The sequence below is a fragment of the Corallococcus sp. M7 genome (assembly GCF_054512695.1).
In genome coordinates this window covers 2,422,424-2,444,854 of sequence record NZ_CM137252.1, presented here as the reverse complement: position 1 = coordinate 2,444,854, position 22,431 = coordinate 2,422,424, and the positions used below count along the sequence as shown (strand labels likewise).

At 71.4% G+C, this 22,431-nt stretch carries 19 protein-coding genes; 4 read left to right on the top strand and 15 right to left on the bottom strand.

Going from position 1 to position 22,431, the window contains the following annotated elements; genetic code table 11:
* Nucleotides 1–11 precede the first annotated feature (11 nt).
* Nucleotides 12–1,109 (top strand): ADYC domain-containing protein, encoded by a 1,098-nt coding sequence (locus ACX114_RS10305; protein WP_459297117.1) that lies wholly within the window; start codon nt 12–14, stop codon nt 1,107–1,109.
* 1 nt (nt 1,110) lies between these two features.
* Here ACX114_RS10305 and ACX114_RS10300 read toward each other — a convergent pair whose 3' ends face one another.
* Complete coding sequence (locus ACX114_RS10300) at nt 1,111–2,043, bottom strand: sigma-70 family RNA polymerase sigma factor (protein WP_459297115.1); 933 nt, start codon at nt 2,041–2,043, stop codon at nt 1,111–1,113.
* Between the two features lie 128 nt (nt 2,044–2,171).
* On the opposite strand from ACX114_RS10300, the gene ACX114_RS10295 reads away from it, so the two are divergent.
* The gene (locus tag ACX114_RS10295; protein WP_459297113.1) at nt 2,172–6,101 is read left to right on the top strand and encodes an nSTAND1 domain-containing NTPase; all 3,930 of its coding nucleotides are present in this window, start codon (nt 2,172–2,174) and stop codon (nt 6,099–6,101) included.
* A gap of 8 nt (nt 6,102–6,109) precedes the next feature.
* On the opposite strand, the gene ACX114_RS10290 is transcribed toward ACX114_RS10295, so the two are convergent.
* Entirely contained in the window at nt 6,110–6,631 is a 522-nt protein-coding gene (locus ACX114_RS10290) for a GNAT family N-acetyltransferase (protein ID WP_459297111.1), read from the bottom strand.
* Between the two features lie 10 nt (nt 6,632–6,641).
* Nucleotides 6,642–7,682: a hypothetical protein gene (locus tag ACX114_RS10285; RefSeq protein WP_459297109.1), complete on the bottom strand. Its 1,041-nt coding sequence runs from the start codon at nt 7,680–7,682 to the stop codon at nt 6,642–6,644.
* Between the two features lie 146 nt (nt 7,683–7,828).
* On the opposite strand from ACX114_RS10285, the gene ACX114_RS10280 reads away from it, so the two are divergent.
* The gene (locus ACX114_RS10280) at nt 7,829–8,110 is read left to right on the top strand and encodes a hypothetical protein (RefSeq protein WP_459297107.1); all 282 of its coding nucleotides are present in this window, start codon (nt 7,829–7,831) and stop codon (nt 8,108–8,110) included.
* 38 nt (nt 8,111–8,148) lie between these two features.
* Here ACX114_RS10280 and ACX114_RS10275 read toward each other — a convergent pair whose 3' ends face one another.
* The 4 genes from ACX114_RS10275 to ACX114_RS10260 all read right to left on the bottom strand — a co-directional run bounded on the left by ACX114_RS10275 (nt 8,149) and on the right by ACX114_RS10260 (nt 13,645).
* A complete protein-coding gene (locus tag ACX114_RS10275) occupies nt 8,149–9,624 on the bottom strand; it encodes a hypothetical protein (protein ID WP_459297105.1) in 1,476 nt (491 codons plus the stop codon).
* A gap of 11 nt (nt 9,625–9,635) precedes the next feature.
* A complete protein-coding gene (locus tag ACX114_RS10270; protein ID WP_459297103.1) occupies nt 9,636–11,120 on the bottom strand; it encodes a putative metal-binding motif-containing protein in 1,485 nt (494 codons plus the stop codon).
* A 13-nt stretch (nt 11,121–11,133) separates the two neighbouring features.
* A complete protein-coding gene (locus ACX114_RS10265; RefSeq protein ID WP_459297101.1) occupies nt 11,134–12,627 on the bottom strand; it encodes a putative metal-binding motif-containing protein in 1,494 nt (497 codons plus the stop codon).
* Between the two features lie 97 nt (nt 12,628–12,724).
* A complete protein-coding gene (locus tag ACX114_RS10260; RefSeq protein ID WP_459297099.1) occupies nt 12,725–13,645 on the bottom strand; it encodes an RluA family pseudouridine synthase in 921 nt (306 codons plus the stop codon).
* Between the two features lie 99 nt (nt 13,646–13,744).
* On the opposite strand from ACX114_RS10260, the gene ACX114_RS10255 reads away from it, so the two are divergent.
* Nucleotides 13,745–14,980 carry an MFS transporter gene (locus tag ACX114_RS10255; RefSeq protein WP_459297097.1) on the top strand — a complete coding sequence of 412 codons (1,236 nt, stop codon included), beginning with the start codon at nt 13,745–13,747 and terminating at the stop codon, nt 14,978–14,980.
* Between the two features lie 4 nt (nt 14,981–14,984).
* Here ACX114_RS10255 and ACX114_RS10250 read toward each other — a convergent pair whose 3' ends face one another.
* From ACX114_RS10250 to lysW, 8 genes are all read right to left on the bottom strand, one after another.
* Nucleotides 14,985–16,061, bottom strand: coding sequence for a M20/M25/M40 family metallo-hydrolase (locus ACX114_RS10250; RefSeq protein WP_459297095.1), 1,077 nt, complete (start codon nt 16,059–16,061; stop codon nt 14,985–14,987).
* The gene (locus ACX114_RS10245; protein ID WP_459297093.1) at nt 16,048–16,917 is read right to left on the bottom strand and encodes a [LysW]-aminoadipate kinase; all 870 of its coding nucleotides are present in this window, start codon (nt 16,915–16,917) and stop codon (nt 16,048–16,050) included. The genes ACX114_RS10250 and ACX114_RS10245 overlap by 14 nt, the downstream gene beginning before the upstream one ends.
* A complete protein-coding gene (locus tag ACX114_RS10240; RefSeq protein WP_459297091.1) occupies nt 16,914–17,690 on the bottom strand; it encodes an SDR family oxidoreductase in 777 nt (258 codons plus the stop codon). Before ACX114_RS10240 ends, ACX114_RS10245 begins: the two co-directional genes overlap by 4 nt.
* A gap of 765 nt (nt 17,691–18,455) precedes the next feature.
* Nucleotides 18,456–19,448: a sulfotransferase gene (locus ACX114_RS10235; RefSeq protein WP_459297089.1), complete on the bottom strand. Its 993-nt coding sequence runs from the start codon at nt 19,446–19,448 to the stop codon at nt 18,456–18,458.
* Nucleotides 19,448–20,293, bottom strand: a complete 846-nt coding sequence (locus ACX114_RS10230; protein WP_459297087.1) for a family 3 encapsulin nanocompartment shell protein — start codon at nt 20,291–20,293, stop codon at nt 19,448–19,450. Before ACX114_RS10230 ends, ACX114_RS10235 begins: the two co-directional genes overlap by 1 nt.
* Before the next feature lie 29 nt (nt 20,294–20,322).
* Nucleotides 20,323–21,366, bottom strand: a complete 1,044-nt coding sequence (argC, locus tag ACX114_RS10225; RefSeq protein WP_459297085.1) for an N-acetyl-gamma-glutamyl-phosphate reductase — start codon at nt 21,364–21,366, stop codon at nt 20,323–20,325.
* On the bottom strand, nt 21,363–22,217 hold the full coding sequence (locus tag ACX114_RS10220; protein WP_459297083.1) for a RimK family alpha-L-glutamate ligase: 855 nt from the start codon (nt 22,215–22,217) through the stop codon (nt 21,363–21,365). Before ACX114_RS10220 ends, argC begins: the two co-directional genes overlap by 4 nt.
* Before the next feature lie 9 nt (nt 22,218–22,226).
* Nucleotides 22,227–22,430 (bottom strand): lysine biosynthesis protein LysW, encoded by a 204-nt coding sequence (gene lysW / locus ACX114_RS10215; RefSeq protein WP_120551333.1) that lies wholly within the window; start codon nt 22,428–22,430, stop codon nt 22,227–22,229.
* Between the last annotated feature and the right edge of the window lies 1 nt (nt 22,431).

Below are 22,431 nucleotides of genomic sequence, written 5' to 3'. Positions count from 1 at the left end.
CATCGGAAGCGATGAACGCGTCCTTCCGAACCCTGCCGGTATGCCTGTTCCTGCTCCTGTCGTCGCAAGGACAGGCCGCGCCGCCCGCCGCCGCCCCGAAGCCCGCCCCTACCCGGTCCGTGAGCGGCCCGACCGACGCCGAGCGCTACGCGCGCCGGTGCCAGTCCCAGTCGGCCCAGCGCATCGCCCGGCCCCAGGGCACGATGCTGTGGGGCACCAAGCGCGGCTGGGATGAGAAGCCGACGGACGAGCGCACCAGCGTGCTCGTCTCCGTGGCGCTGGACGCGCCCAAACAGGCGGAGGACGGGGTGAAGGCGCTGCGCTTCGACCACGGCCGGCTGTGGGCGGTCCCCGCGCCGGAGACCGGGGCGACGGCCAGCGACGTGGTGGGCACCGTGCTCCAGGGCACCGCCAGCGACGGCAAGCCCGTGGAGGTGGCCATCTGCGGCGCGGAGCCCGCGGCGGATGACCCCACCCGCGTCTTCTACCGCATCGAGGCCTGGAACCCCGTGGCGCGCGAGTGGGAGAACCCCTGCGTCGCGCTGGACCGCTCTCCCGCGCCCCGGGCCCTGGCGGTGGGCGGCACGTGGGACGCGAGCGGCGCCCACGCCGAATCGGCGGACCGGGTCACCTTCGCGTGTGAGAACGGCGCCATCTCCAAGTGCATCCTCTGGGGCTACGCGCCCTGGGCCACCCGCGACGGGAAGTCGCTGGCCGGCCTCCACCAGGCGTGTACCCGGCTGGCCCGCGCGGACTACTGCGGCAACGGCCGGAGCCACACCCGCCAGGACACCACCATCGACATCTACGACCGGCTGGGCGTGCTGGAGCGCGCGACGGAAGTCACGCGCGAGTGGGACCCGGCGAAGGGGTCCTTCGAGGCGGCCTGGGCGCCCGACGGCGCCACCTGCCTCTCCCGCACCCGCGACGGCCGCGCGCTGGACGTCATCCTCCAGGAGTGCCCCGGCCGCTTCCAGGCGGACACGGGTGACGCAGGCGACAACGGAGAGGTGTGCACGGTGAGCCGCGGCGACGTGAAGCCCGGGGCCTCGCTCTTGCGCAACCTCTCCTATGGCCCCCCGAAGGCGGAGCCCGCGCGCGTGCAGTAGCTCAGCCTTCCGACGGGGGCTCGCGCTTCTCGTCGAGCAACTGGCTCAAGGTCAGGTCCAGCTGGCTGTCCACGAAGGCGATGAAGCTCTGGAAGTCCTCCGTGGAGAGGCCCAGCTGTTCCTGCAGGCGGCGGCGGGTCTCCGTGTAGACCTGCTGCTGCACCCGCTTCAGCCAGCGGGAGATGGTGGACTGGTTGACGCGGAAGAGCGGCGCCATCTCATACGTGGAGAGCCGGTCGGCGAAGTGGAGGCGGAGCAGATGGCGGTCCTCGGCCGACAACGTGGCGGCGGCCTCGCGCACGGCCTGACGGAAGGCCGCGTGGTGGCGGCGCTTCATCACGTCCAGCTCCGGGTCCAGGCCCTGCGCGGGCAGCGCCTTGAACAGCTCCTCCGCGTCGTCCTCCGTGGACGGCTTCTCCTGTCCGCGCAGCTTGTTGGTGATGCGGCTGGCGATGACGACCACCCAGCTCAACAGGCCCCCACGCCCCGTGTAGTCCGCGATGGCGGGCGCGTGGCCCGCGTTGGCCACCAGGAGCTTCACGCCCACGCGCTGGCGGACCTCGTCGATCATCGCGTCGGGCTGGCGCAGGCTCCTGAGCCGCTCCGGCAGCCGGGCCAGGTACTGACGTTCGAAGGCCTCCAGCGCGACGGAGTTTCCCATGAGGCACGCGCACGCCAGGTACAGCTCCGGCAGGGACAGGGCGGAGACGAGCGGCGCGATGGGCGCGGTGGGGCTCGCCGGGGGGAGCCGCTCCGCGACATGGGTGACGAAGCGCTCGGCGGACAGCGGGATGCCCGGCCAGCGGGCCTGTGCGTCCTCCCAGGCGCGCGACAGCAGGGCGTCGAGTTCCGCGAGCGCTTCCGGCGAGGGGGCCACGAAGCGCGTCTTCGTGTGCGAGAGGAAGGTCGCGGCCAGTGCGGACACCTGGGACATGGCAACGCCATACCATGCCGCGCCCCGGCCCGCCCCCCACGCGCATCGCGCGCACGGTGCGGGAGGTCGTGTCCGCGTGTGTCATTGAACGCCGCGCGCCGCATGGCTAGCGTGAAGGTCCCCACTCCGTGAGCGCGCCCCCTTCCAGCTGCCTGACCGACGACGTCCTGGTCCAGCTCCTCGAGGACCAGTTGACGGATGAGGCGCTGGCGCAGGTGCACCGCCACGCCGCGGGATGCAACGAGTGCCGGAGCATGCTGGCCACGCTCACGCCCGGCATCCAGCGCTCGTCCGTGGAGGACCCGGAGCCCCCTGACGCGAGGGAGACGGACCGGCTGCCGCCGCCGGAGCAGGAGCCCTGGACGCCGCCGCCGTCGTTCGATGCGTTCCGCCTGGAGCGCCCGCTGGGCCGGGGCGGAATGGGCGTCGTCTACCTGGCGCACGACACGTCGCTGGACCGGCGCGTGGCGGTGAAGTTCATGGCGGCGGCGCAACCGGATGAACGCTTCCGCGACCTGTTCACCACGGAGGCCCGGGCGCTCGCGCGGCTGCAACACGCGAACATCGTCAGCGTGTTCAGCGTGGGCGCGGTGGACGGCCACCCGTACATCGTCTCCGAGTACGTCGTCGGCGAGACGCTCGCGGAGCTGCCCCTGCCGGTGCCGTGGCGCCGGGTGCTGTCGCTGGGCGTGGGACTGGCGCGGGGGCTCGCGGCGGCGCACCGGCAGGGCGTCCTGCACCGCGACTTGAAGCCCTCCAACGCGCTCGTCACGCGCGAGGGCGAGGTGAAGCTGCTCGACTTCGGGCTCGCCGAGCGCTTCGAGGTGGGCGCGGAGCTGGCGTCCGGCTCGCCGCTGCTCGTGGGCACCCTGCCCTACCTGGCGCCGGAGGTGCTCACCGGAGGCCCGGCCTCCGCCCGCAGCGACCTGTACGCGCTGGGCCTCATCCTCCATGAGCTGTGCACGGGCCAGGTGCCCCGCCGCACGTCGCGCAAGCCCGAGGACACCCCGCCCCGCGCCGCGCTCGGCTCGGAGGTGGACCCCGACTTCGCCGCGCTCATCCAGCGCTGTCTCGCGGTGGATCCGCTGGAGCGCTTCAATTCGGCGGAGGCGCTGAGCGAGTCCCTGGAGAAGCTGGAGCGCTCCATCGCGCCCGCGCCGCTGGCGGCCGGCAATCCCTATCGAGGGCTCGCGCCGTTCGCGGCCGAGCACCGGGCGCTCTTCTTCGGACGCGAGGGCGACATCCGCGCCGTGCTGGAGCGCCTGCGCACGCGGCCGCTGGTGCTCGTCGCTGGCGACTCCGGAACGGGCAAGTCCTCGCTGTGCCGCGCGGGCGTGCTGCCCCGGGTGGCGGCCGGGGACCTGGGTGATGGACGCGAGCCGCACGTCGTCACGCTGTGGCCCGGCCATCGCCCGCTCGAAGCGCTGGCGGCGGCGCTCGCGCCGGTGCTGGGGCGCAGGGAGGCGGAGCTCGTCACCGCCCTCATGGACACGCCGGCCTGGCTGGGACAGGCGCTGCGCGAGACGCATGGACGCGGGCGGGGGCTGCTGCTCTTCGTCGACCAGTTGGAGGAGCTGCTCACCCTCTCCGACCCTGGACAGGCCGCGCACTTCGCCCGCCTCCTGGGAGAGCTGGCCCTGCCGTCACCGGGCGTGCACGTGCTGCTGGCGGTGCGAGGCGACTTCCTCACGCGCCTGTGCGCGCTCCCGGGCCTGGGGGAAGAGGCGGAGCGGGCGCTCTACATCCTCCGTCCCCTGTCGCCCGAGGGCGTGCGTGAGGCCATCATCGGCCCGGCCCGTGCGCGGGGCGTGGCCTTCGAGTCGCCGGAGCTGGTGCGGACGCTCGTCGACTCCACGGCGCATGGCGTGGGCAGCCTCCCGCTGCTCCAGTTCGCGCTCGCGGAGCTGTGGGAGCGCCGCGACGCCGCCCGGGGCCGCATCACGCGCTCGGCGCTGGAGGCGATGGGCGGCGTGGCCGGTGCGCTGTCCCGGCATGCGGACGGAGTGCTCGCGCGCATGAGCCCCGCGGAGCACGCGGCGGCGCGGCGGCTGTTGCTTCAACTGGTGACGGCGGAGGGCACGCGCATCGAGCGTGGGGCGGAGGACCTCGCGGACGCCTCGGATGAGGTCTCCCGCGCGGCGCTGCGGGTGCTCGTGGAAGGCCGGCTGCTGCACACGCGCACGGTGAGCGGTCTGCCTCGCTGGGAGATCGCCCACGAGTCGCTCATCGCGAGCTGGGGCACGCTGCGCGACTGGCTGGACGACGACATCGGGCACCGCGTGCTGCGCAAGCGCGTGGAGGCGGCCAGCGCGGAGTGGGACCGCCTGCGCCGCGCCAGCGAGGCCCTCTGGGGTCAGCGCCAGTTGGATGAAGTGCGGGTGCTGGAGCCCGCCACCCTGGGCACCCGGGAGCAGGCCTTCCTCCGGGCGTCCCACCGGGCCGTGCGCCGCGCGCGCAGGGGACGGGGGCTCACCGCGCTCGTGCTCGCGCTCGCGGTCCTCGCGTCGTATGGCGGCCTCCGGCTCCAGGCGTACCTGGAGGACTCGCGCTTCATCGCCGCGGAGCTGGGCACGGCGAAGGAAGCGCTGTCCTCGGGCCGCACCCTCGCCGCGAGGGCGCTCGCGAGCCGGGAGGAGTCGCTGGCGATGTTCGACGGCCGGCCCCCCTCCTCGCTGGGCCCGGAGACCGCGACGGATGCCACGGGCCTGCGCAGCGCCGCGGAGAAGCGCTGGACGGAGACGCTCGCCCTGCGCGACCAGGCGGAGGCTGCCTTCACCCGCGCCAGCCGGAGCCTTGAGCGAGGCCTGGATCGCGACCGCCACCATCCGGACACGCGCCGGCTCATCGCGCAGGTCCTGGCCGAGCGCGTCCTCCTGGCGGAAGCATTCCACCAGCGCCACGAGCGCGACGCGTGGCTCCAGCGCCTGGAGCAGGAGGTGGACTCAGCGAAGGAAGGCGAGGCCTCCCTGCGGCGGTTCCGCGAGCCCGCAGAGCTGGTGTTCGAGAGCACGCCGCCGGGGGCCCGCGTGTCCATCACGCGCGTTGTGCGGAGCGACGGGCCGTTCCGCCGCGAAGCCGTGCAGGCCGCCGGCGGCTCGCGCTTCGTCCTCCCGGAAGGCTCCTACCTGCTCCACGTCACGCAGCCGGGACGGGTGCCCCTGGACGTCCCGGTGTTCCTCACGCACGGCGCCCGTGAAGCGCTGCGCCTCACGCTCCCCACGCAGGTGCCCGAAGGCTACGTCTACATCCCGCCGGGCTGCTTCCTCCTGGGCAGCGCCGAGCCGGAGGTGGTGCGCCGCTTCACCTTCAGCCCGCCCATGCATCGCTACTGCCTCACCGGTGGCTATCTGGTGGGCCGCGACGAGGTGACGTTCGGTGACTGGCTGACCTACCTGGAAGACCTGCCACCGGACGCGCCCGCGAGGAAAATCCTCGAACAGCCGCACTTCGGCGACGGCGGCACCATCACGCTGCGGTGGCGGCAGGGCACGGGCTGGGTCTTCACCTTCCACCGCACCCGCGAGGAGTTCCGCACCGCGAAGGAAGGCGAGCCGCTGCTCTACGCGGAGCGAACGCGGCACGCGAGCGTCGACTGGAAGCGGCTGCCGCTGTCCGGCGTCTCCGCGCAGGACCTGGAGGGCTACTTCTACTGGCTCCACCGGACGAAGCGGCTGCCGGGAGCGCGCCTGTGCGGCCAGCATGAATGGGAGTACGCGGCCCGGGGCGCGGACGGCCGCCGCTATCCGCACGGCGACCAGCTCCAGCCCGACGACGCCAACATCGACGCGACGTATGACCGGAGGCCGTTGGCGTTTGGCCCGGACGCGGTGGGGACGCATCCCGCGTCGGTGAGCCCGTTCGGCCTGCGGGACATGGCGGGCAACGCCTACGAGCTCACGCGCTCCGTGACACCGGAGTTCGGCAGCGTCGTGCTCCGCGGAGGCTCCTGGTATTACGACTCGTTCGTCGCGGCGAGCGCCGACCTGTCTCCCGGTGACGCGACCGCGCGGGACGTCCGCATCGGCGTGCGCGTCTGTGCCTCACTCGACCCGCGCTGACGCGGGCTTCAGCCCATCACATACACGCGGTTCTGGATGCCGTCCTCGGTGATGTGCCGGTCCAGGCGCATCCCGAGCCGCTCCGCCACGCGGATGGACGCGGCGTTCTCCGGGTGGATGATGGCCACCAGGGGAACATGCGGCAGGTGCCGGGCGGCCAGCTCCAGCGCGACGCGGGACACCTCCGTGGCGTACCCGGAGCCCCAGGTCTCGGGCGTGAAGCGGTAGGCGAGGTTGAGCACGCGCTGGCCCTCGATCTCCTTGTGGCGCAGGCCGCTCAGGCCCACGACGACGCCGGGCGCTTCGAGCCGCTCCACCAGCCAGTACCCCACGCCCTCGCGCGCCCAGTCCTCCAGCCAGAGGCCCATGATTCGCCGCGCGTCGTCCAGCGTCTCCATGTAGCCCCGGCGGCTGAACCGGTTCGTGGTCGGATCCGAATGGAGGGCGAAGACCGCGTCCAGGTCGTCTTCTCGGATGGCGCGGAGCAGCAGCCTGCGGGTGGTCTGGCGTTCGAAGTGCTGACGAAGCATGCCGGGCAGTCTACGTGAGCCAGTCCAGGGCGTTGTCCTCCAGGGGCGGGAGCCAGCCCCTGCGACGCCGGGTGATGATCTCCTCACGCCAGGTCTCGCGTCCGCCCGGGATGGGCCAGGCGCGCGAGACGGTTCCCCGGGGGGCGGGGGTGAAGTTGAGCACCAGCATGCGGTTGACGCGGTCGACGGTCTCCGGCGTCGCCCCCGCGCGCAACTGGAACTCCGCGCTGAACAGGGCCCCCTCCTCGCGGACGGTGCTCGCGGGCCGCCGCGGGGTGACGACGGGCCACAACCCCAAGAGCGGAGGCTCCACGCCTTCGAGCAACGCCGCGTGCAGCCGGTCATGGCCATCCAGCACCAGCCACTTCGCCAGGATGTCCACGTAGAGCAGCAACACGGGCGGCAACGTCCCGTCCCGTGCGCGCTTGCGCCAGCTCTTCACGCGCCCATCCTCGGGTGAAGAGGGCACGCGCAGTCCGAGCACCGCCCCCGGCGCATGTTCGGCCCGCGCTTCCCACCAGTCCTCCTTCCAGGCGGTGAGGAACGACGTCACGGCGGACAGCGAGTGCGGCGGCATGGGCGGCTGACCGAAGCCCCATTCCATGGGGGAGACCGGATGCCGCTCCGCCTTCTCCGAGGCGATGGTGCGCACGGGGCGCAGACACCAGGCCCCGGAGTGGAGCACCGGCAGTGGGGCCTCCACGAGCGCACGCGCCATCCGCCAGTCCCACGCCTCCCACCACGCCTCGGTGCCGGACGCGGCCTCCACGGCCCGGACCTCGGGCGCGGACAGGGGCGGCAGGACCTGGGGGAACAGGGCCGTTCCCCGGAGGAAGACAGCGCGGTCCCAGTAGGAATCGATGCGGGCCCAGAGCAGCGTCTGTGCCACGCCGCGCAGCCGGATGCGGTAGCCGGGCGCCGCATCCAGGTGCATGGCGGGCCTCCGCGCCCAGCGACCCGCGGCGGGGACATGCAGCAGCAGGCCGGGGCCAGGGGTCTCCAGTCCCCAGCTCCGGGTGTCATCAGCGACGATGGAGACTCCCGGGGTCATGCACCGCGCTCCTCGTGATGCCCCGGCGACATGGGCCGCTGGAGCGTAGCCGACCGCACGCCAGGCATGCGGCCGTGCATGAACGCCCGCCTCCCCCTGCCGCCCCGCGCGGGCGCACCCCACCTTGGGGCAGGAGGTGATGCGACATGGCGGACAGGATTCTTGAACAGCAGCATGAGCACGAGCGGGAGCAGGAGCGCGAGCGGCTGCGCGAACAGGAGCAGAAGGACCTGGAGGTGGAGTCGCGTCGCGGCGCTCGCCCGCTGGAGGGCTTCGCGGGAGGCCACACGACGTGGACCGGCGACCAGGATGACGCTGCCGCCGCCCGCGTGCACGCCGGTGACGCAGAGGCCTCCTGGGAGGCCAGTGAGCGGCAGGCCCGTCTGGAACCGCCCGAGCCTGACGCCGAGGACGACACCGGCCGGTAGCCGTCCTCAGCGCGCTTCCGCGCCCCACACCGCCAGGGTCAGGGCGCGCAGTAACGCACGGACTGGAGGGTATGGGTTGCTGTCGGCGTGTTGGTGGCGGTCATCAGGAGCGCCCCCATCCAGTGTCCGGGAAGCTCATGCATCAGCACCCATTGCGAGTGGCGGTGCAGGGGCATGGGGCCAGGTCCCGGGCTCCAGTCCGTCGCGATGCCGTTCGGCCCCAGGGCCCAGAACCGGCCTTCATAGTTGAAGAAAGAATCGTCCGTCTTCCCGGGCGACACGGAGTGCACGGCGAGCCAGGCCATCTGGAGCCCGCGTGAAGTCATGGTGGCACCGAACCACGGCGTCTCACCCTCGGTCGCGTTGGCGAGCGTTTGCGGAACGCCGCCGGTGAAGAGGGACCGGACCTGCTTGAGCTGTGAAGGACGGACCGCCGTCTCACGGTAGAGCAGCAGGGGCTCACCGGGTGTGCCGTCCGCGCCGGGAGACGCGCTCAGCAAGTGGGCCGTGGGCGAATTCCCCACGACGAGCGCTCGCTGCTCGCTCATGACCGACAGCTCCTGGTTGTAATGAAAGAGCTGGATGCGTGACGGACTTTGCGGACCGTGGTCCTCCACCACCATCCCCAGGAACCCTCCATCCCCGAGCGCCAGCACGGCCGGAGTGGAGAGAAGGACCTGCTCCTGCGTCCTGAAGAGGATCCAGGGTCCGCTCAACCGCTTTCCGTCCGCATCCACGACCAGCCCCTGCGTCTCCCTGTAATCCTCCGTCACCACGTTCCACAGCACCGCGAGCCGCTGCCCGTCCAGGGACACGGCCACCCCCGCGTGGACCGGGAACTGGGGGTACTCGAAAATGACGACGCCTCCCGGAGGGCCACCGGGGTTGCCCTGCTCGTCGAGCTGAACGAGGCGTCCTTGGGAGACGGCGGACGGGCTCAGGTACTGGCCCACATAGACAAGCGCCGGTCCGCGCGAGGTCCGAATCAGGCGGACCGACGTGACCGGATCAACGCCGGGCGCCACGGGCACCTGCGTCGTGGCCTGCGGCGCCAGGGATTCATCGAGACGACGAACCTGGACCGTGTCCTGTCCCGCTACGGACGCCACGAGGAAGCCCCCTGCCACGGACAGGCTGTCCACGAGGCCTCCGGTCGGGGGCGTCCCCAGGGGAGCGACCTCCGCCCAGGTGGCCGGATCCGCCACGCCGTCACAGTCGTTGTCCAGACCGTCGCAGCTCAGCTCTGTCTCTTCGTACTTCACGCCATAGGAGCGTGCGGTGCACACGGGCTCATAGGCGCCGTCCACCATCGCCCGCTTCGCCCCCGCGCACACGCCCTGCGTCTTTTCGCAGGGCAGGGCCTCCGCCACGCCACTGTCCGGCGTGCCCGCGTCGTCCGTGACGCCGGCATCCACCTGGGTGCCGGCGTCCGGCACGGGCTCCGGTGGTTTCGTGGACGAATCACAGCCCGCGAGCAGCAGGGCCATCACCAACGACATCATCCGTGAATGCATGGTCTCTCGGTTCAAGGGGCGCAGTAACGAAGCGAGTGGAGGGTGTAGGACTCGGGGGTGTCAGTGGCGGTCATCATGAGCGCGCCCATCCAGCGGTCCGGGAGCTCATGCATCAGCACCCATTCCCCGTTCCGGTGAAGAGGCATGGGCGCGGGTCCGGGAGTCCAATCCGTCACGACGCCCGAAGGGCTCATGCCCCAGAGCTGCCCGTCGTAGATGAAGCCCGACTCCTGGCCCGGAACGGGCACATGGCCCATGGAGATCCAGGCCAGCTGGAGCCCCCGTGAAGTCATCGTGGCGCCGAGCACGCTGGACTGGCTCCACGCCGCGGACGTCAGCGTCACGGGCGTGCCCCCCGCGAAGAGGTGCCGCACCTCATGGAGCCTGGGAGTGTGCCCGTCCTTTTCGCGGTAGAGCATCACCGGCTCCTCGCCGCCCTCCTTCGCGGGCATCATCAGCAGCTTGGGAATGGCCCCATACGCCACGGAGAGGCGGCGCTCGTCGCCCACGAGTCCCAGCTTGGGGTCATGACGCCGCAACCGGATGTGGTTGTCATCGAACGTGCCCAACCCCTCGGGCGCCGCCACCAGGAAGTTCCCGTCCCCCATGGCCAGCACCCGCGGCGAATAGAGCTCGGGCGAGTCCGACTGGAACACCACCCGGGGTGGGACCAGGACCTGTCCGGCGGGATCCACGAGCATGCCCTGCACTTCGCGGACACCGTAGATGTCCGAGACCCAGACCACGGAGATCCGCTGGCCGTCCACGGACGCGGCCACGCGCACGGACGGCTGGGTCTTGGCCTGCTCGAAGAGCACCACGCCTTCGGGAGGGCCCACGGGAGCCCCCTGCTCATCCAGTTGCATGAGGCGTCCCTCGGCGGGGGTTCCCGTCTGGAAATGCAGCGCGGTGTAGTAGAGGGCAGGACCGAGAGCGGTCCGCACCAGTTGCGCCTCCGTCACGTGGGAGATGCCTGGATCCAGAGGGATCCTCGACGTGCCCTGAAGGTTCAGGGATTCGTCGAACCGGAGCACTTCGATCCCCCCCGGGCTGTCGACGTAGACCATCAGGAATCCTCCCGCCACGGGCAGGCTGTCCACCGACCTCTCGTAGGGCGCCCACTTCATCGGGGCGACCTCCGTCCACGTCGCCGGATCCGTCACGCCGTCACAGTCGTTGTCCAGACCGTCGCAGCGCGTCTCCGTCGCCTCGTAGTCCGCGCCATAGGAGCGCGCGGTGCACACGGACTCATGGACGCCGTCCACCAGGGCGCGCCGGGCCCCCGCGCACACGCCCTGGGTCCGCTCGCACGGCAGCGCCTCCGCCACGCCGCTGTCCGGAGTCCCCGCGTCGTCCGTGACGCCCGCATCGACCGTGACGCCGGCATCCACCTGGGTGCCGGCATCCGGTGGCGTCGAGGAGGAGCCACAGCCCGCGAGCAGCGCGGCCAACACCAACAACGACCCACAGCCCCACGACTTCATCCGTGAATGCATGGTTCCCCCCGAATCAAGGCGCGCAGTAACGCAGCGACCGCAGGGTGTACGTCCTGGGCTGATCCGTGGCGGTCATCATGAGCGCCCCCAACTGATGTCCCGCCAGCTCATGCAGCAGCACCCATGACGCGGTGGCGTTCATGGGCATGGACGCAGTGCCCGGAGTCCAATCCGTCACGACGCCGGTCGCGCTCCGTCCCCAGAGCCGTCCTTCGACACCGAAGGCGGCATCCCCGCCGGGGTTGGGAACGAAGAGCATGGAGAGCCACGCCAGTTGGAGTCCCCTGGAGGTCATCGTCGCGCCGAACAGGGACGTCTGACTCTGCTTCGTGGCGGTCAGGCTCTCCGCCGTGCCCTGGTCGAAGAGGGACCGCACCTGCAGGAACTGGGGAGTGAGTCCATGCGGATCCCGGTAGAGCAACGTCGGCTCGCCCGCGCCGCCCTCTTCCAGGGGAGCCGTGAGCATCAGCCTGGGAAGGGCCGCGTACTTCACGGTGAGGATGCGCTCGTCCCCCACGGGGAGGAGCTCGCGGTCGTAACGCTGCAGCCAGACGCGCGTGTCATCGAACGAGCCCGCCTTGTTCTCGTTCGCCTTCACCAGGAACCCGCCATCCCCCAGGCCCAGCACCTCCGCCGCGGAGATATCCAGCGAGTCCGACCGGTGCAGCACGCGGGGAGTCGCCAGGACCTGGCCGGCGGGGTCCACCGTCATGCCCTGCACCTCGCGGGCACCGGCGAGCTCCCAGGTCCAGGTCACCGCGAGCCGTTCCCCATCCAGCGAGGGGGCCACGTGTCCATTCGCCCAGGTGTAGGGCCCTTCGAAGAGGACGGCGCCCTCGCCGAGGGGAGTGCCCAGCTCATCGAGCTGCGTGAGGCTTCCCCGGACGAAGTAGCTCGGCTCTGAGTACACGACGATGGAGAAGAGCGCCGGCCCGCGCGCGGTGCGCACCAACTGGGCCCTCGTCACGCGAATGGGCGCGGGCGACAGCGCCAGGGCCGTCGTGCCCTTCAGGGTCAGGGTTGCGTCGAGCCGGAGCAACTCGATGGCCGACAGGCCGTTGGAGGAGACGAACAGGTAGCCCCCTGTCACGGGCAGGCTGTCCGCCCATCTTTCATCCGGAGCCCACTGCATCGGCGCGGCATCCGCCCACGTCGTCGGATCCGTCACGCCGTCGCAGTCGTTGTCCAGGCCGTCGCAGCGCATCTCCGACGCCTCGTAGTCCGCGCCATAGGAGCGCGCCGTGCACACGGGCTCGTAGGCCCCGTCCACCCAAGCCCGCTTCGCTCCCGCGCACACGCCCTGGGTCTTCTCGCAGGGGGCGCCTTCCGGCACCACGCCGCTGTCCGGCGTGCCCGCGTCATCCGTGACGCCCGCGTCCGTCCCGGCGTCCACCGTCGTGCCGGCGTCCACCCCGGGAGCCGACGGACTCGTGGAGGAGCCACACCCCACGAGCCACAACGCCGCCACCAGCGACACACTGCCCCAACCCTTCATCAGCGATTGCATGTTCCCCTCTAGGCGCGCGGCACCGCTCACGGAGCGGCGGCCGGACGCGGAACCTGACGTCCCGTCAGGCTCCCCGGTTCCCAAAAAACTACCATGCTCATCCGCGCAGCACCGTGAGCCCCCGCAGGAAGTCCTCCGGCGGCGGCGACTCCACCTGGACGACCTGGCCCGTCGCGGAGGACGGCACCTCCAGCCGCCACGCGTGCAGGGCCTGGCGTCCCACCGCGAGCGCCGCCGGGTGCTTGCGCGCCTCCTCCGTGCCGTAGAGCGAATCCCCCAGCACCGGAAATCCGGCCTCCGACAGCTGCACGCGGATCTGATGCGTGCGCCCCGTGTCCAGGTCGATGTCCAGCAGCGCCCCCTCGCGGAACCGCTCGCGCACCGTGAACGTCAGCGCCGCCCGCCTCGCGGAGGGGACGCGGGTCGTGAAGCGGCGCGGATCCTTCGGGTCCCTCGCGTACGGTCCTTCCAGGTGCCCCGTGTCCGGCGGACGGCCCAGCACCAGCGTCTGGTAGCGCTTGTCCACGCGCTTCTCCTGGAACGCCTTCAGCAGCGCCGCCACCGCGTCATCCGTCCGGGCCAATGCCAGACATCCGCTCGTCTCCCGGTCCAACCGGTGCACCACGCCCGGCTGGGCCACGCCCTCCACGTCGAACGGCGGGCACCGCGCCGCGAGCAGCCCCACCACGGACGCCGCCCGCCCCTCCGGCTCCACCACCAGCCCCGGCGGCTTCGCCACGATGACGAGCGCCGCGTCGTCGTACAGCACCGGCAGCTCCGGGCCCTCCGGTGATGCATGCGGCGACGGCCGCGGCTCTGGCACCTCCAGGGTGAGCTCCTCGCCGCCCCACAGCTTGCGCGTGGCCTGCGCCTTCTTGCCCCGGATGCGCACGCGTCCCGCGTCCAGCATCGCCCGGGCCCGCTCCGGCGTGAGGCCCGGGACGTGCTTCGTCAGGAACCGGTCGAGCCGGTCGCCGGCAATCTCCCGGGGAACCACGAGAACCTTGTGCCGCGTCATGGGTTTCCCCGTCTCCCAAGGCAGCCAGGGAGTCAACCACCGTGTAGGCGTGCGCCCACCGAGCATGCGTCAGGGACGCGCTGTAGAAAGAGTATCTCCGTGGCCACCTCCTTGTTCTCACGTTCGGGCTCCGCCCGGGCCCTGACTCATCGCGACTTCACCCTTCTCTGGCTGGGCACGCTCGTGTCGAACATCGGCACGTGGATGGAGTCCGTGGCCCTGGGGGTCTACGTCACGGAGGTGACGGGTCAGGCCGCATGGACGGGCGGGGTCGCCGCGCTGACGCACCTGCCCTCGTTGGTGCTCGCGCCGCTGGGAGGTGCGCTCGCGGACCGCTTCGACCGGCGCACCTTCATGGCCGTGTGCATCTGCGTGCAGGCGCTGCTGGCCGCGTTGCTCACGGTGCTGGCCGGCACGGACAACCTGTCGGTGCCGTGGGTGGCGGTCCTCTCGCTGCTCAACGGCGCGTTCAGCACGCTGGTCATCCCCTGCGCCACGGCGCTCACCGTGGCCGTGGTGCCCCCGGAGGACCTGCACAACGCGCTCAGCCTGGACTCGGCGCAGTTCAACCTGGGCCGCATCATCGGGCCCGTGCTGGCCGCGCTCGTGCTGACGAAGGTGGGCATCGCCGGGGCGCTGTTCGTCAACACGCTGTCCTTCCTCGCCGTGCTGCTGGCGCTCGCGGCGATGCGCGGCGCGGCGAGCACCCTGCCGCCCAAGGTGGAAGCGCTGTGGGCCGGCATCATGCGAGGCGTGCGGCTGGCGTGGACGGATCCGGGCATCGCGCTCGCGTTGGGCTCCGGGGCGCTGGTGGGGTTGCTCATCTCCCCCTTCGTGGGCCTGGTGCCGGTGTTCGCGCTGAAGGTGCTGGGTGGGGACGCGACCACCACGTCCATGCTGCTCACGGCGCAGGGGACGGGGGCCGTCATCGCGGCGTTCGGCTCCGGCGCCCTGGCCGCGAGGATGGGGCGGCGGGCCTTCCTGGAGGCGGCGCTGCTGCTCGTGGGGCTGTGCTCCGCCGCGTACTGGCTGTCCCCCACGCTGCCGGTGGCCCTGGTGACACTGTTCATCCTGGGCGCCGTGTACCTGGTCGCCTTCACGGGCCTGAAGACGGTGTGCCAGGCGCGCACGCCGCCGGAGCTGCAGGCGCGCGTGAGCAGCCTGTTCCTGCTCCTGGTGAACGCGGGCTACATCCTGGGCGTCTGGGGCCAGGGCGCGTTGTCGGACCGCGTGGGCGTGCGGCCCATCACCGCGGGCTGCGCCCTGCTCTTCTTCGGCATCGTGGTGGGGATGCGGACCCTGCGCTCGAGGGGCCTGGCCGCGCTGGGCACCTGAGCGTTCAGCCTCCCGCGGTCCCCTTCGCCGGCAGGAGCGCCAGCACGCGCGCGAGCACCGCGACGCCCTCTTCGTACTCCGGCAGGTCGATGTGTTCGTTCGGCGTGTGGTCCAGCGCGGCGTCGCCGGGGCCGTACGCCACGGTGGGCACGGCCCACGTGGAGGCCACGGTGTTCCAGTCGGACGTGCCTGTCTTCAGGCGCAGCGTGGGCTTCACGCCGCGCTCGCGGATGGCCTGCTTGAAGACGCGGGAGAGCGCGTCGTTGCCGTTGGTGGACACGGCGTTCTTCCGGGCCACGGTGCGCACCGTCACGGAGGGCACGGTGGCCAGCGCCGCGAGCAGGGCGTCGGTGTCCGTGGACGGGCCGGTGCGGATGCTCACGGCGGCCGTGGCCCACTCCTCCGTCTCCGTGGCGCCGGTGTGGAAGGCGTTGAGGGAGGGCAGGTTCTGCTCGAAGAGGGACGGACGTTCGCGGTTCCAGTCGTCACACAGGCGCTTGAGCGCGTTCCACGCGTCGATGACATGTTCAGCGGCGGCGCGGTAGTCGCGGCTCGCGGTGTGGCGGCGGCTGGCGCGGTGCTCCAGGTCCAGGCGCAAGAGGCCCTTGTAGCCGATGGTCACCGCGTGCGCGCCGCTGGGCTCGCCGTTGATGACGAAGTCCGGGGCGTACTGGTCGCGCACGTGCAGGGCGCCTCGAGTGATGGCGACCTCCTCCTCCACGCAGCCCAGGAGCAGGAACTGCTTGCCGGCGCGCTCCGCGTCGTCCAGCAACTCCACGGCTTCGATGAACGCGCACAGCGGGCCCTTGGCGTCCACCGCGCCCCGGCCGTAGAGCTTCTGGCCCTCCAGACGCACGGGCACCTCCCCGGGCACGGTGTCGATGTGGCCCAGGAACGCGATGACGGTGTCTCCGTCTCCGTAACGGGCAACGGCGTTGCCCACGGCGTCGGTGTGGGCCCGCCAGCCGCGAGCGCCCAGCCGCTCCACCAGCGCTCCGGCGAAGGAGGCCTCCTGGTGGCTGGGGCTGTACTGCTCCACCATCCACCGCAACAAGTCGACGCCTGGCTCACGCGCCCGCATCCGCCGTGCCTCCATCGCGAAGGGTGAACTTCGTACCGCCCGTCTCCTCCAGCGCGGAGAACACCGGCCGGGCCACGCGCGACGCGCTCACATACGCGGTCGGAACTCCGCCGTGCAGCGCGCGGCGCACGGCCTCCAGCTTGTAGCGCATGCGTCCGCCGGCCAGCGGCATGCAGCCCTCCACGTCGTCGCTGGAGCGCACCAGCGAACCCGGGTCCTTCGGATCCGCGAGCAGCCCCGGCACGTTGGAGAGGATGACCAGGGCCTTCGCGCCCAGCGCCACCGAGATGGACGACGCCACATGGTCCGCGTCCACGTTCACGAGCACGCCGTCCTCCGTCACCGCGGGAGGACACACGACGGGAACGTAGCCGCCATCCAGCAGCGTCCCCAGGAGCGCCGAGTTCACCGAGGAGACCTCACCCGCCAGGTGCTCGCGGTCGATGCGCATCCGCCCGTCGGCGTCCTGCAACTTGAGGGGAGGCCGGCGGCGCGCGGTGAGCACGCGGCCGTCCGCGCCGCACAAGCCCAGGGCGGTGACGCCCTTCGCGAGCAGCGCCAGCACCACGGCCTTGTTGACCTCGCCCACCCACGCCATGGTGAGCGCGCGCAGCGTGGGCGCGTAGGTGAGGCGCACGACGTTGCCGTTCGCGGTGGTGGCCTCCGGGCGCTCCAGTCCCAGCGAGCCCAGGAGCCGCTCACCGGCCTCCGAACCGCCATTGACGACGACGACACGCTCGCCCTGGCGGACGAGTTCCACGATGTCCGAGCAGACGTTCTCCAGGTCCACGCCCGCCGCGCCGCCAATCTTCACGACGAAGGGACGGCGGGAAGAAGATGCAGGCGTCGCGCTCATCCGATGACGCTCGCGCCACCGTCCACGAGTTGCACGGTGCCGGTGATGAAGGAAGCGCGCTCGCTGGCCAGGAACACCGCCGCGGCGGCGAACTCCTCCGGGAGCCCGACGCGCTTGAGCGGGATGTGCGCCCCCATGGCGCGAAGGCCCGCCTCCACGTCCCCCGCGTTGCCAGCGGTGCGCTCCACCGGAGGCGTGCGCATGTAGCCCGGAGCCAGCACGTTGACGGTGATGCCGGCATCCCCCAGCTCCTGCACCAGCGCGGCGGAGAAGCCGACGATGCCCATGCGAGCGAAGCCGGACAGCGCGAAGCGGGCCACCGGCCGGTGCACCGTCTCCGAGGTGATGAACAGCAGGCGTCCCCAACCAGCCTTCCTCATGTGGGGGAGCGCCGCGAGCGCCAGGGAGATGGGAGGCAGCAGCACCGCATCCGCAGCGCTCCGGTACGCGTCCACGCCAAAGGTGGAGGCCGGGCCCGGCGGAGGACCGCCGCTGTTGGTGACGACGACGTGCAGCGCACCCAGCTTGGAGACCACATCCTCCACCCAGCGGCGCACGTCCGCGTCGTCCTTCACATCCACGCGAGTCGCCAGCACCCGGCCGCCCCGGGCCACGGACTTGAGCCGGGCCTCCGCCTGGGCCAGCCGGTCCGTATCCCGGGCACCGATGGCGACATGCGCGCCCTCCTTCGCCAGTTCCTCCGCGACAGCGAGCCCCAGCCCGCTGGAGCTACCAGCGACGAGCGCGACCTTGTTGGCGAGTCCCAGTTCCATCCGCGTCCCTCCAGAAGTTGGCGCAAGGCCGCCGCCGAACGACCACACCAAACATCACTGAACCGCACCTACGAGGGCCGAGGCATGCCCGCCCGGCCCAAGTTCTCCAGAACCAGTCCGACAGTCCGACAGGCTTCCGCGACCTGGGCGGAGCGCGGACCCAGCCCCCGGTTCTTCAAAACCGGTCCGACTGTCCGACAGGTTTCCACGACCGGGGCGGAGCGCGGACCCAGCCCCCGGTTCTTCAAAACCGGTCCGACTGTCCGACAGGTTTCCGCGACCGGGGCGGAGCGCGGACCCAGCCCCCGGTTCCTCAAAACCGGTCCGACTGTCCGACAGGTTTCCTCAGTTCGAGCTGAACGAGGCCTCCGGCCCAAGTTCTCCAGAACCTGTCCGACTGTCCGACAGGTTTCCGCGGCTTGAGCGGAGCGAGGTCCCGGGCCTCGGTTCTCTACAACTTGTCCGACTGTCCGACCGGTTTCCGCAGCTCGGGTGGAGCAAGGTTCCGGGGCCTGGTCCTTCAAAATCTGTCCGACTGTCCGACAGGTTTCCGCAGCCTGGGCGGAGCGCGGTCCCGGGCCCCGGTTCTCTAGAGCTTGTCCGACTGTCCGACAGGTTTCTGGAGACTGGCTGGCCAGGGGGCCCCCTTCCCTGGTCGCCCGCACCTGTCCGACTGTCGGACAGGTTTTTTTGGTGCGCCTCCGGCGGGAGCCCAGAAGGTTTCTCGCCTTCTCATCCGTGAGGACTGAGCTCATGGCCGGAGACTCAGGGGCGACGCTCCGTGCCCGCGTCCGGCGCTGCCCCTCCGATGGGTGCTCGCCGTGCCCCACTGAAGTAGCCGTACTTCGCCATCAGCGGCCAGGCGAGCGCCACGGTGAGCGCCTTCGCTCCGGAGGCCAGCTCGCCCCTCCATGCGTCGTCCTCGCCGCGCAAGAGCGTGGGTCCGCTGCGGAAGCGGTCCGGGTTGCCGGTGACGGTGTGGTTCTTCCCCAGCACCACCGTGCGCCCCTTCACCGGGTTCTGGGCTCGCGGCACGCCCACCAGGTCCAGCACCGTGTCCACGGCGCGGTCCGGTGCGGCGATGAAGTCCTCGTAGCGAAGGAAGAGCGACTGGTCGGGGAACCTCCGCGTCACCTCCTCCGACGCGGCGTTGAAGCCCAGCCAGTACGCCGTGCTGCGCGCGGCGGACATGGGGACGACGTACTGCTTCGTCTTCGTCCACGAGTGCGTCACCGCGCGCGGGTCGCGCACCAGGTGCAGATACAGCGGCCGGATGCCGTCCACGCGCGGCAGCAGCGCCGCCTCGGACGGGAACTTCCCGCTGTCCACCAACACCGTGCTCCCCGTCGCTCGCGCGATGGTCCGGTACGTGCGCGCCAGGAAGTCCGCGTGCGACTGGAGCGCCTGCGAATCCCCCGCCTCGTCCAGCACCCGCAGCGTGTGCCGCGTGCGCACGGCGGCCTGCTGCCTGCGCACCACCTCCGCCGCATGCGCTCGCGGCGTCAGGCCCGCCGGCACGTCGGAGTTCAGCACCGTGCTCCAGATGCCGCAGTCCAACAACTGCTGGCCGCAGCCGCACAACGTGTTGGACCCGTTCCCGTACGCGTTCTTCCAGAGGAAGCTCAGCTCCCCCACGTGGAAGAAGCCCGGCACCTCGTTGAGGACGTTGCCCAGGATGGTGCTGCCGCTGCGGCACCAGCCGGTGATGTAGAGGACCGTGAGCTGCGCGCCCTCGCCCTTCGCGCTCGCGGTGGCCATCAGGTCAGCGACGCCACGAAGAAGTGGGTGGGCAGGTGCACCGCGAGCGTCGTGTAGACCTCGCCGTAGGCGGCCAGTCCCTCGCGCGGGAAGATGCCCGGCGGCGGCTCCGCGAACCGGATGACGGAGCGCTCGCTGTCATACAGCGTCGCCGCGGCCGTGAAGTCCCCCACGATGATGGTGCCCGGGTTCACCATGCGCGTGCGGCACAGGCGGATGCCCATGGCCGCCAGGTCCGACAGGAGCGACTGCTGGCCCACCAGGTGCTCGTAGAAGTCCAACGAGTTGATGACGATGCCGTCCGCCGACCCGCCCATCTGCTCCACCTGCGCGCAGGCGTTGAGCAGCGACCGCACCGCCGTCTTCTGCGCCGGCAGCCGCACGATGCCCGGCGTGTGCAGCAGGCCCCGCACGCCGTCCCCTCCCTTGCCGATGCACAGCGCCTGGTTCTCCGCCGTGTTCAGCCGTACCAGCAGGCGGAAGTCGATGAACTGCGCCAGCGACTTCGGATCCTCCAGCAGGTTGCGCGGCACCTGGATCCACGCGCGCGTGGGCTTGAGCGCCTGCGTGTCCTGGTGGAACTCGAAGCCCGCTTCCGGACGCAGCTCCACGTCCTGCACCGGTCCGGTGGGCTTCGTCTGGGGGTGCGTCTCGTACCAGAAGGGGACCGGGTCGCGCTCCGCCTTGGCCGTCTTGAACATGCCGCGCACCGCGATGCGCGGACGGCGCTTGAAGCCGGGGAACGCGTCCACGATGGACGTGTCGTAGTCCACGTGCGCCTTCGCGCCCTGCTTCTGGACGGCGGCCGCGAACACCTCGCCAGGGGATTTCGTGCTCAAGCTCATGGGTGCGGCTCCTCGGAATGAAAAGCGGTCTAGAGCGGATGCAGGCCCCGGAAGCCCAACCCTTCCGTCTCCGGGCGGCCCAGCATCAGGTTCAGCGCATGCACCGCCGTGCCGGCGGCGCCCTTCACCAGGTTGTCGATGGCCGCGTTCACCACGATGCGGCCCCGCTCCGCGTCCACGTCCACCGACAAATCACAGTGGTTCGTGCCCAGGAGCGGCCCGGGCTCCGGGAACGGAGAGAGCGACGCGCTGGGGCGCAGGAGCCGCACGAAGGGCTTCTCGCGGTAGCGCGTGGCGATGGCGCGCACCACCTCCGCCTCCTCCACCGGCCGCGCCGCGAAGGCGTGCACCGTGGCCAGGATGCCGCGCACGCCCGGCACCGCCGTGGCGCTGAAGTGGATGGTGGGCTGCTGGCCGGTGACTCGCGCCACCACGCCCTCCAATTCGCCCGTGTGCCGGTGGCCCACCGGCTTGTAGCAGCGCAGCGCGTTCGCGCGCTCCGGGTGGTGCGAGGAGCGATCCGGCGTCGAGCCGCCCCCGGACGAGCCCGTCTTCGCGTCCACCACCAGCACGTCCGGACGCGCGAGCCCCGCGTGCAGGAGCGGCAGGAGCGCCAGCAATCCCGCGTGCGCCATGCAGCCGGGCACCGCGACGTGGCGCGCGTTCGTCAGCGCCTCGCCCATCCACTCCGGCAGGCCGTAGACGAACGCGGGCACGTCGTCCGGGCGCGGGTGCTTGCCGTACCAGCGCGCGTGCCCCGCGGCGTCCAGGCGGAAGTCCGCGCTCAGGTCCACCACCCGCTCCGCCAGCCGGGACACCTTCTGCCAGCGCTGGAGCAATTCCCCTTGAGGCAGGCAGCTCACCAGCACGTCGCAGGGCTCCAGCGCGTCGTGCGGCGTGTAGCGCAGCGTCCCCACCCCGCGCAGGTGCGGGTGCGGGAAGTCCAGGCGCTTGCCGGCGAACTGGCCGGAGGTGGCCTGCACCACCTCCACGGCCGGGTGCGCGAGCAACAGGCGCAGCACCTCGCCGCCGGTGTAGCCCGCGGCTCCCAGCACCGCCACGCGCACGCTCATCGCCGGGCTCCTCCGGCTCCAGAGGCGACGTACTCCGCGATGAGGTCCGGCAGCGGGACGCCCGTCTCGTCGATGCTGCGCGCGAACTCCACGCAGTGGTTGATTTCGTTGACGTAGATGTCGCCGCCGCGCGTCTCCAGCAGGTCCACCGCCACCATGTCCCCGCCCACCGCGTCCGCGGCGGCCTCCGCCAGCTTCGCGTGCACCACCGGCACCTCGTAGCGCTCCGGCACGGCGCCGCGCGCCGTGTTGGTGATCCAGTGCTCGGAGCGCCGCCTGAGCCCACCCACCGCGCGGCCGATGACGTAGACGCGCAGGTCGTAGCCCGGCTTGTCCACGTACTCCTGCACCAGCGCCACGTGGTCCTGCGCGCCGCCGGTGCCGAAGCGCGTGGACAACACGCCCTCCGCGGCGGAGCGCGAGTCCAACCGGGCCACCATCCGGCCCCAGCTCCCCAGCACGGGCTTGGTCACCACCGGGTAGCCCTTCTCTTCAATCGCCTCCAGGCACGCGTCCTCGTCGAAGGCCACGAACGACCACGGCATGGGCACGCCCTTCGCGGCCAGCGCCGCGCTGGTGAGCGCCTTGTCCCCGCACAGGGAGATGGTCCTCGCGCTGTTGAGCACGCGCAGCCCCTTCATCTCCAGGAACGTGGCCAGGTAGCGCGCACGCGTGAAGGACATGCTGCGCATCAACACGGTGTCGGCCTCGGTGACGCGCTGTCGATCCATCGACAGCACCATCCCGGAGTCCTGCACCAGGTTGACGGCGCAGTCGCGCCTGCGCAGCGCCTCGAGGAGGAGCTTCTCCTCGGTGCGCACGCGCGTATAGACGAGGTCGACCTTGCGCATGGCGCGGGGCTACTCCCCCCAGTCTTCCTCGACCTCGGGTGCTTCCTCGAGCCGCAGCGGGTTGACGCCCACCACCTCCAGCTCGGCGGAGCAGCCGTCACAGGAGAGCACCTCGCCCACGATCCGGTTCCCGCCCGGCACCGGCTGCGCGCACAGCGGGCACTGCTCGGGGGGCACGGACTGCGTCATCGGATTCGGGTTCTGGACCTGCATG

Bases quoted from the DNA above. Each gene is read 5' to 3' on its own strand.
- ACX114_RS10305 (WP_459297117.1), top strand. From the start codon at position 12: ATGAACGCGTCCTTCCGAACCCTGCCGGTATGCCTGTTCCTGCTCCTG.
- ACX114_RS10300 (WP_459297115.1), bottom strand. From the start codon at position 2,043: ATGTCCCAGGTGTCCGCACTGGCCGCGACCTTCCTCTCGCACACGAAG.
- ACX114_RS10290 (WP_459297111.1), bottom strand. From the start codon at position 6,631: ATGCTTCGTCAGCACTTCGAACGCCAGACCACCCGCAGGCTGCTGCTC.
- ACX114_RS10285 (WP_459297109.1), bottom strand. From the start codon at position 7,682: ATGACCCCGGGAGTCTCCATCGTCGCTGATGACACCCGGAGCTGGGGA.
- ACX114_RS10280 (WP_459297107.1), top strand. From the start codon at position 7,829: ATGGCGGACAGGATTCTTGAACAGCAGCATGAGCACGAGCGGGAGCAG.
- ACX114_RS10275 (WP_459297105.1), bottom strand. From the start codon at position 9,624: ATGCATTCACGGATGATGTCGTTGGTGATGGCCCTGCTGCTCGCGGGC.
- ACX114_RS10270 (WP_459297103.1), bottom strand. From the start codon at position 11,120: ATGCATTCACGGATGAAGTCGTGGGGCTGTGGGTCGTTGTTGGTGTTG.
- ACX114_RS10265 (WP_459297101.1), bottom strand. From the start codon at position 12,627: ATGCAATCGCTGATGAAGGGTTGGGGCAGTGTGTCGCTGGTGGCGGCG.
- ACX114_RS10260 (WP_459297099.1), bottom strand. From the start codon at position 13,645: ATGACGCGGCACAAGGTTCTCGTGGTTCCCCGGGAGATTGCCGGCGAC.
- ACX114_RS10250 (WP_459297095.1), bottom strand. From the start codon at position 16,061: ATGCGGGCGCGTGAGCCAGGCGTCGACTTGTTGCGGTGGATGGTGGAG.
- ACX114_RS10245 (WP_459297093.1), bottom strand. From the start codon at position 16,917: ATGAGCGCGACGCCTGCATCTTCTTCCCGCCGTCCCTTCGTCGTGAAG.
- ACX114_RS10240 (WP_459297091.1), bottom strand. From the start codon at position 17,690: ATGGAACTGGGACTCGCCAACAAGGTCGCGCTCGTCGCTGGTAGCTCC.
- ACX114_RS10235 (WP_459297089.1), bottom strand. From the start codon at position 19,448: ATGGCCACCGCGAGCGCGAAGGGCGAGGGCGCGCAGCTCACGGTCCTC.
- ACX114_RS10230 (WP_459297087.1), bottom strand. From the start codon at position 20,293: ATGAGCTTGAGCACGAAATCCCCTGGCGAGGTGTTCGCGGCCGCCGTC.
- argC (WP_459297085.1), bottom strand. From the start codon at position 21,366: ATGAGCGTGCGCGTGGCGGTGCTGGGAGCCGCGGGCTACACCGGCGGC.
- ACX114_RS10220 (WP_459297083.1), bottom strand. From the start codon at position 22,217: ATGCGCAAGGTCGACCTCGTCTATACGCGCGTGCGCACCGAGGAGAAG.
- lysW (WP_120551333.1), bottom strand. From the start codon at position 22,430: ATGCAGGTCCAGAACCCGAATCCGATGACGCAGTCCGTGCCCCCCGAG.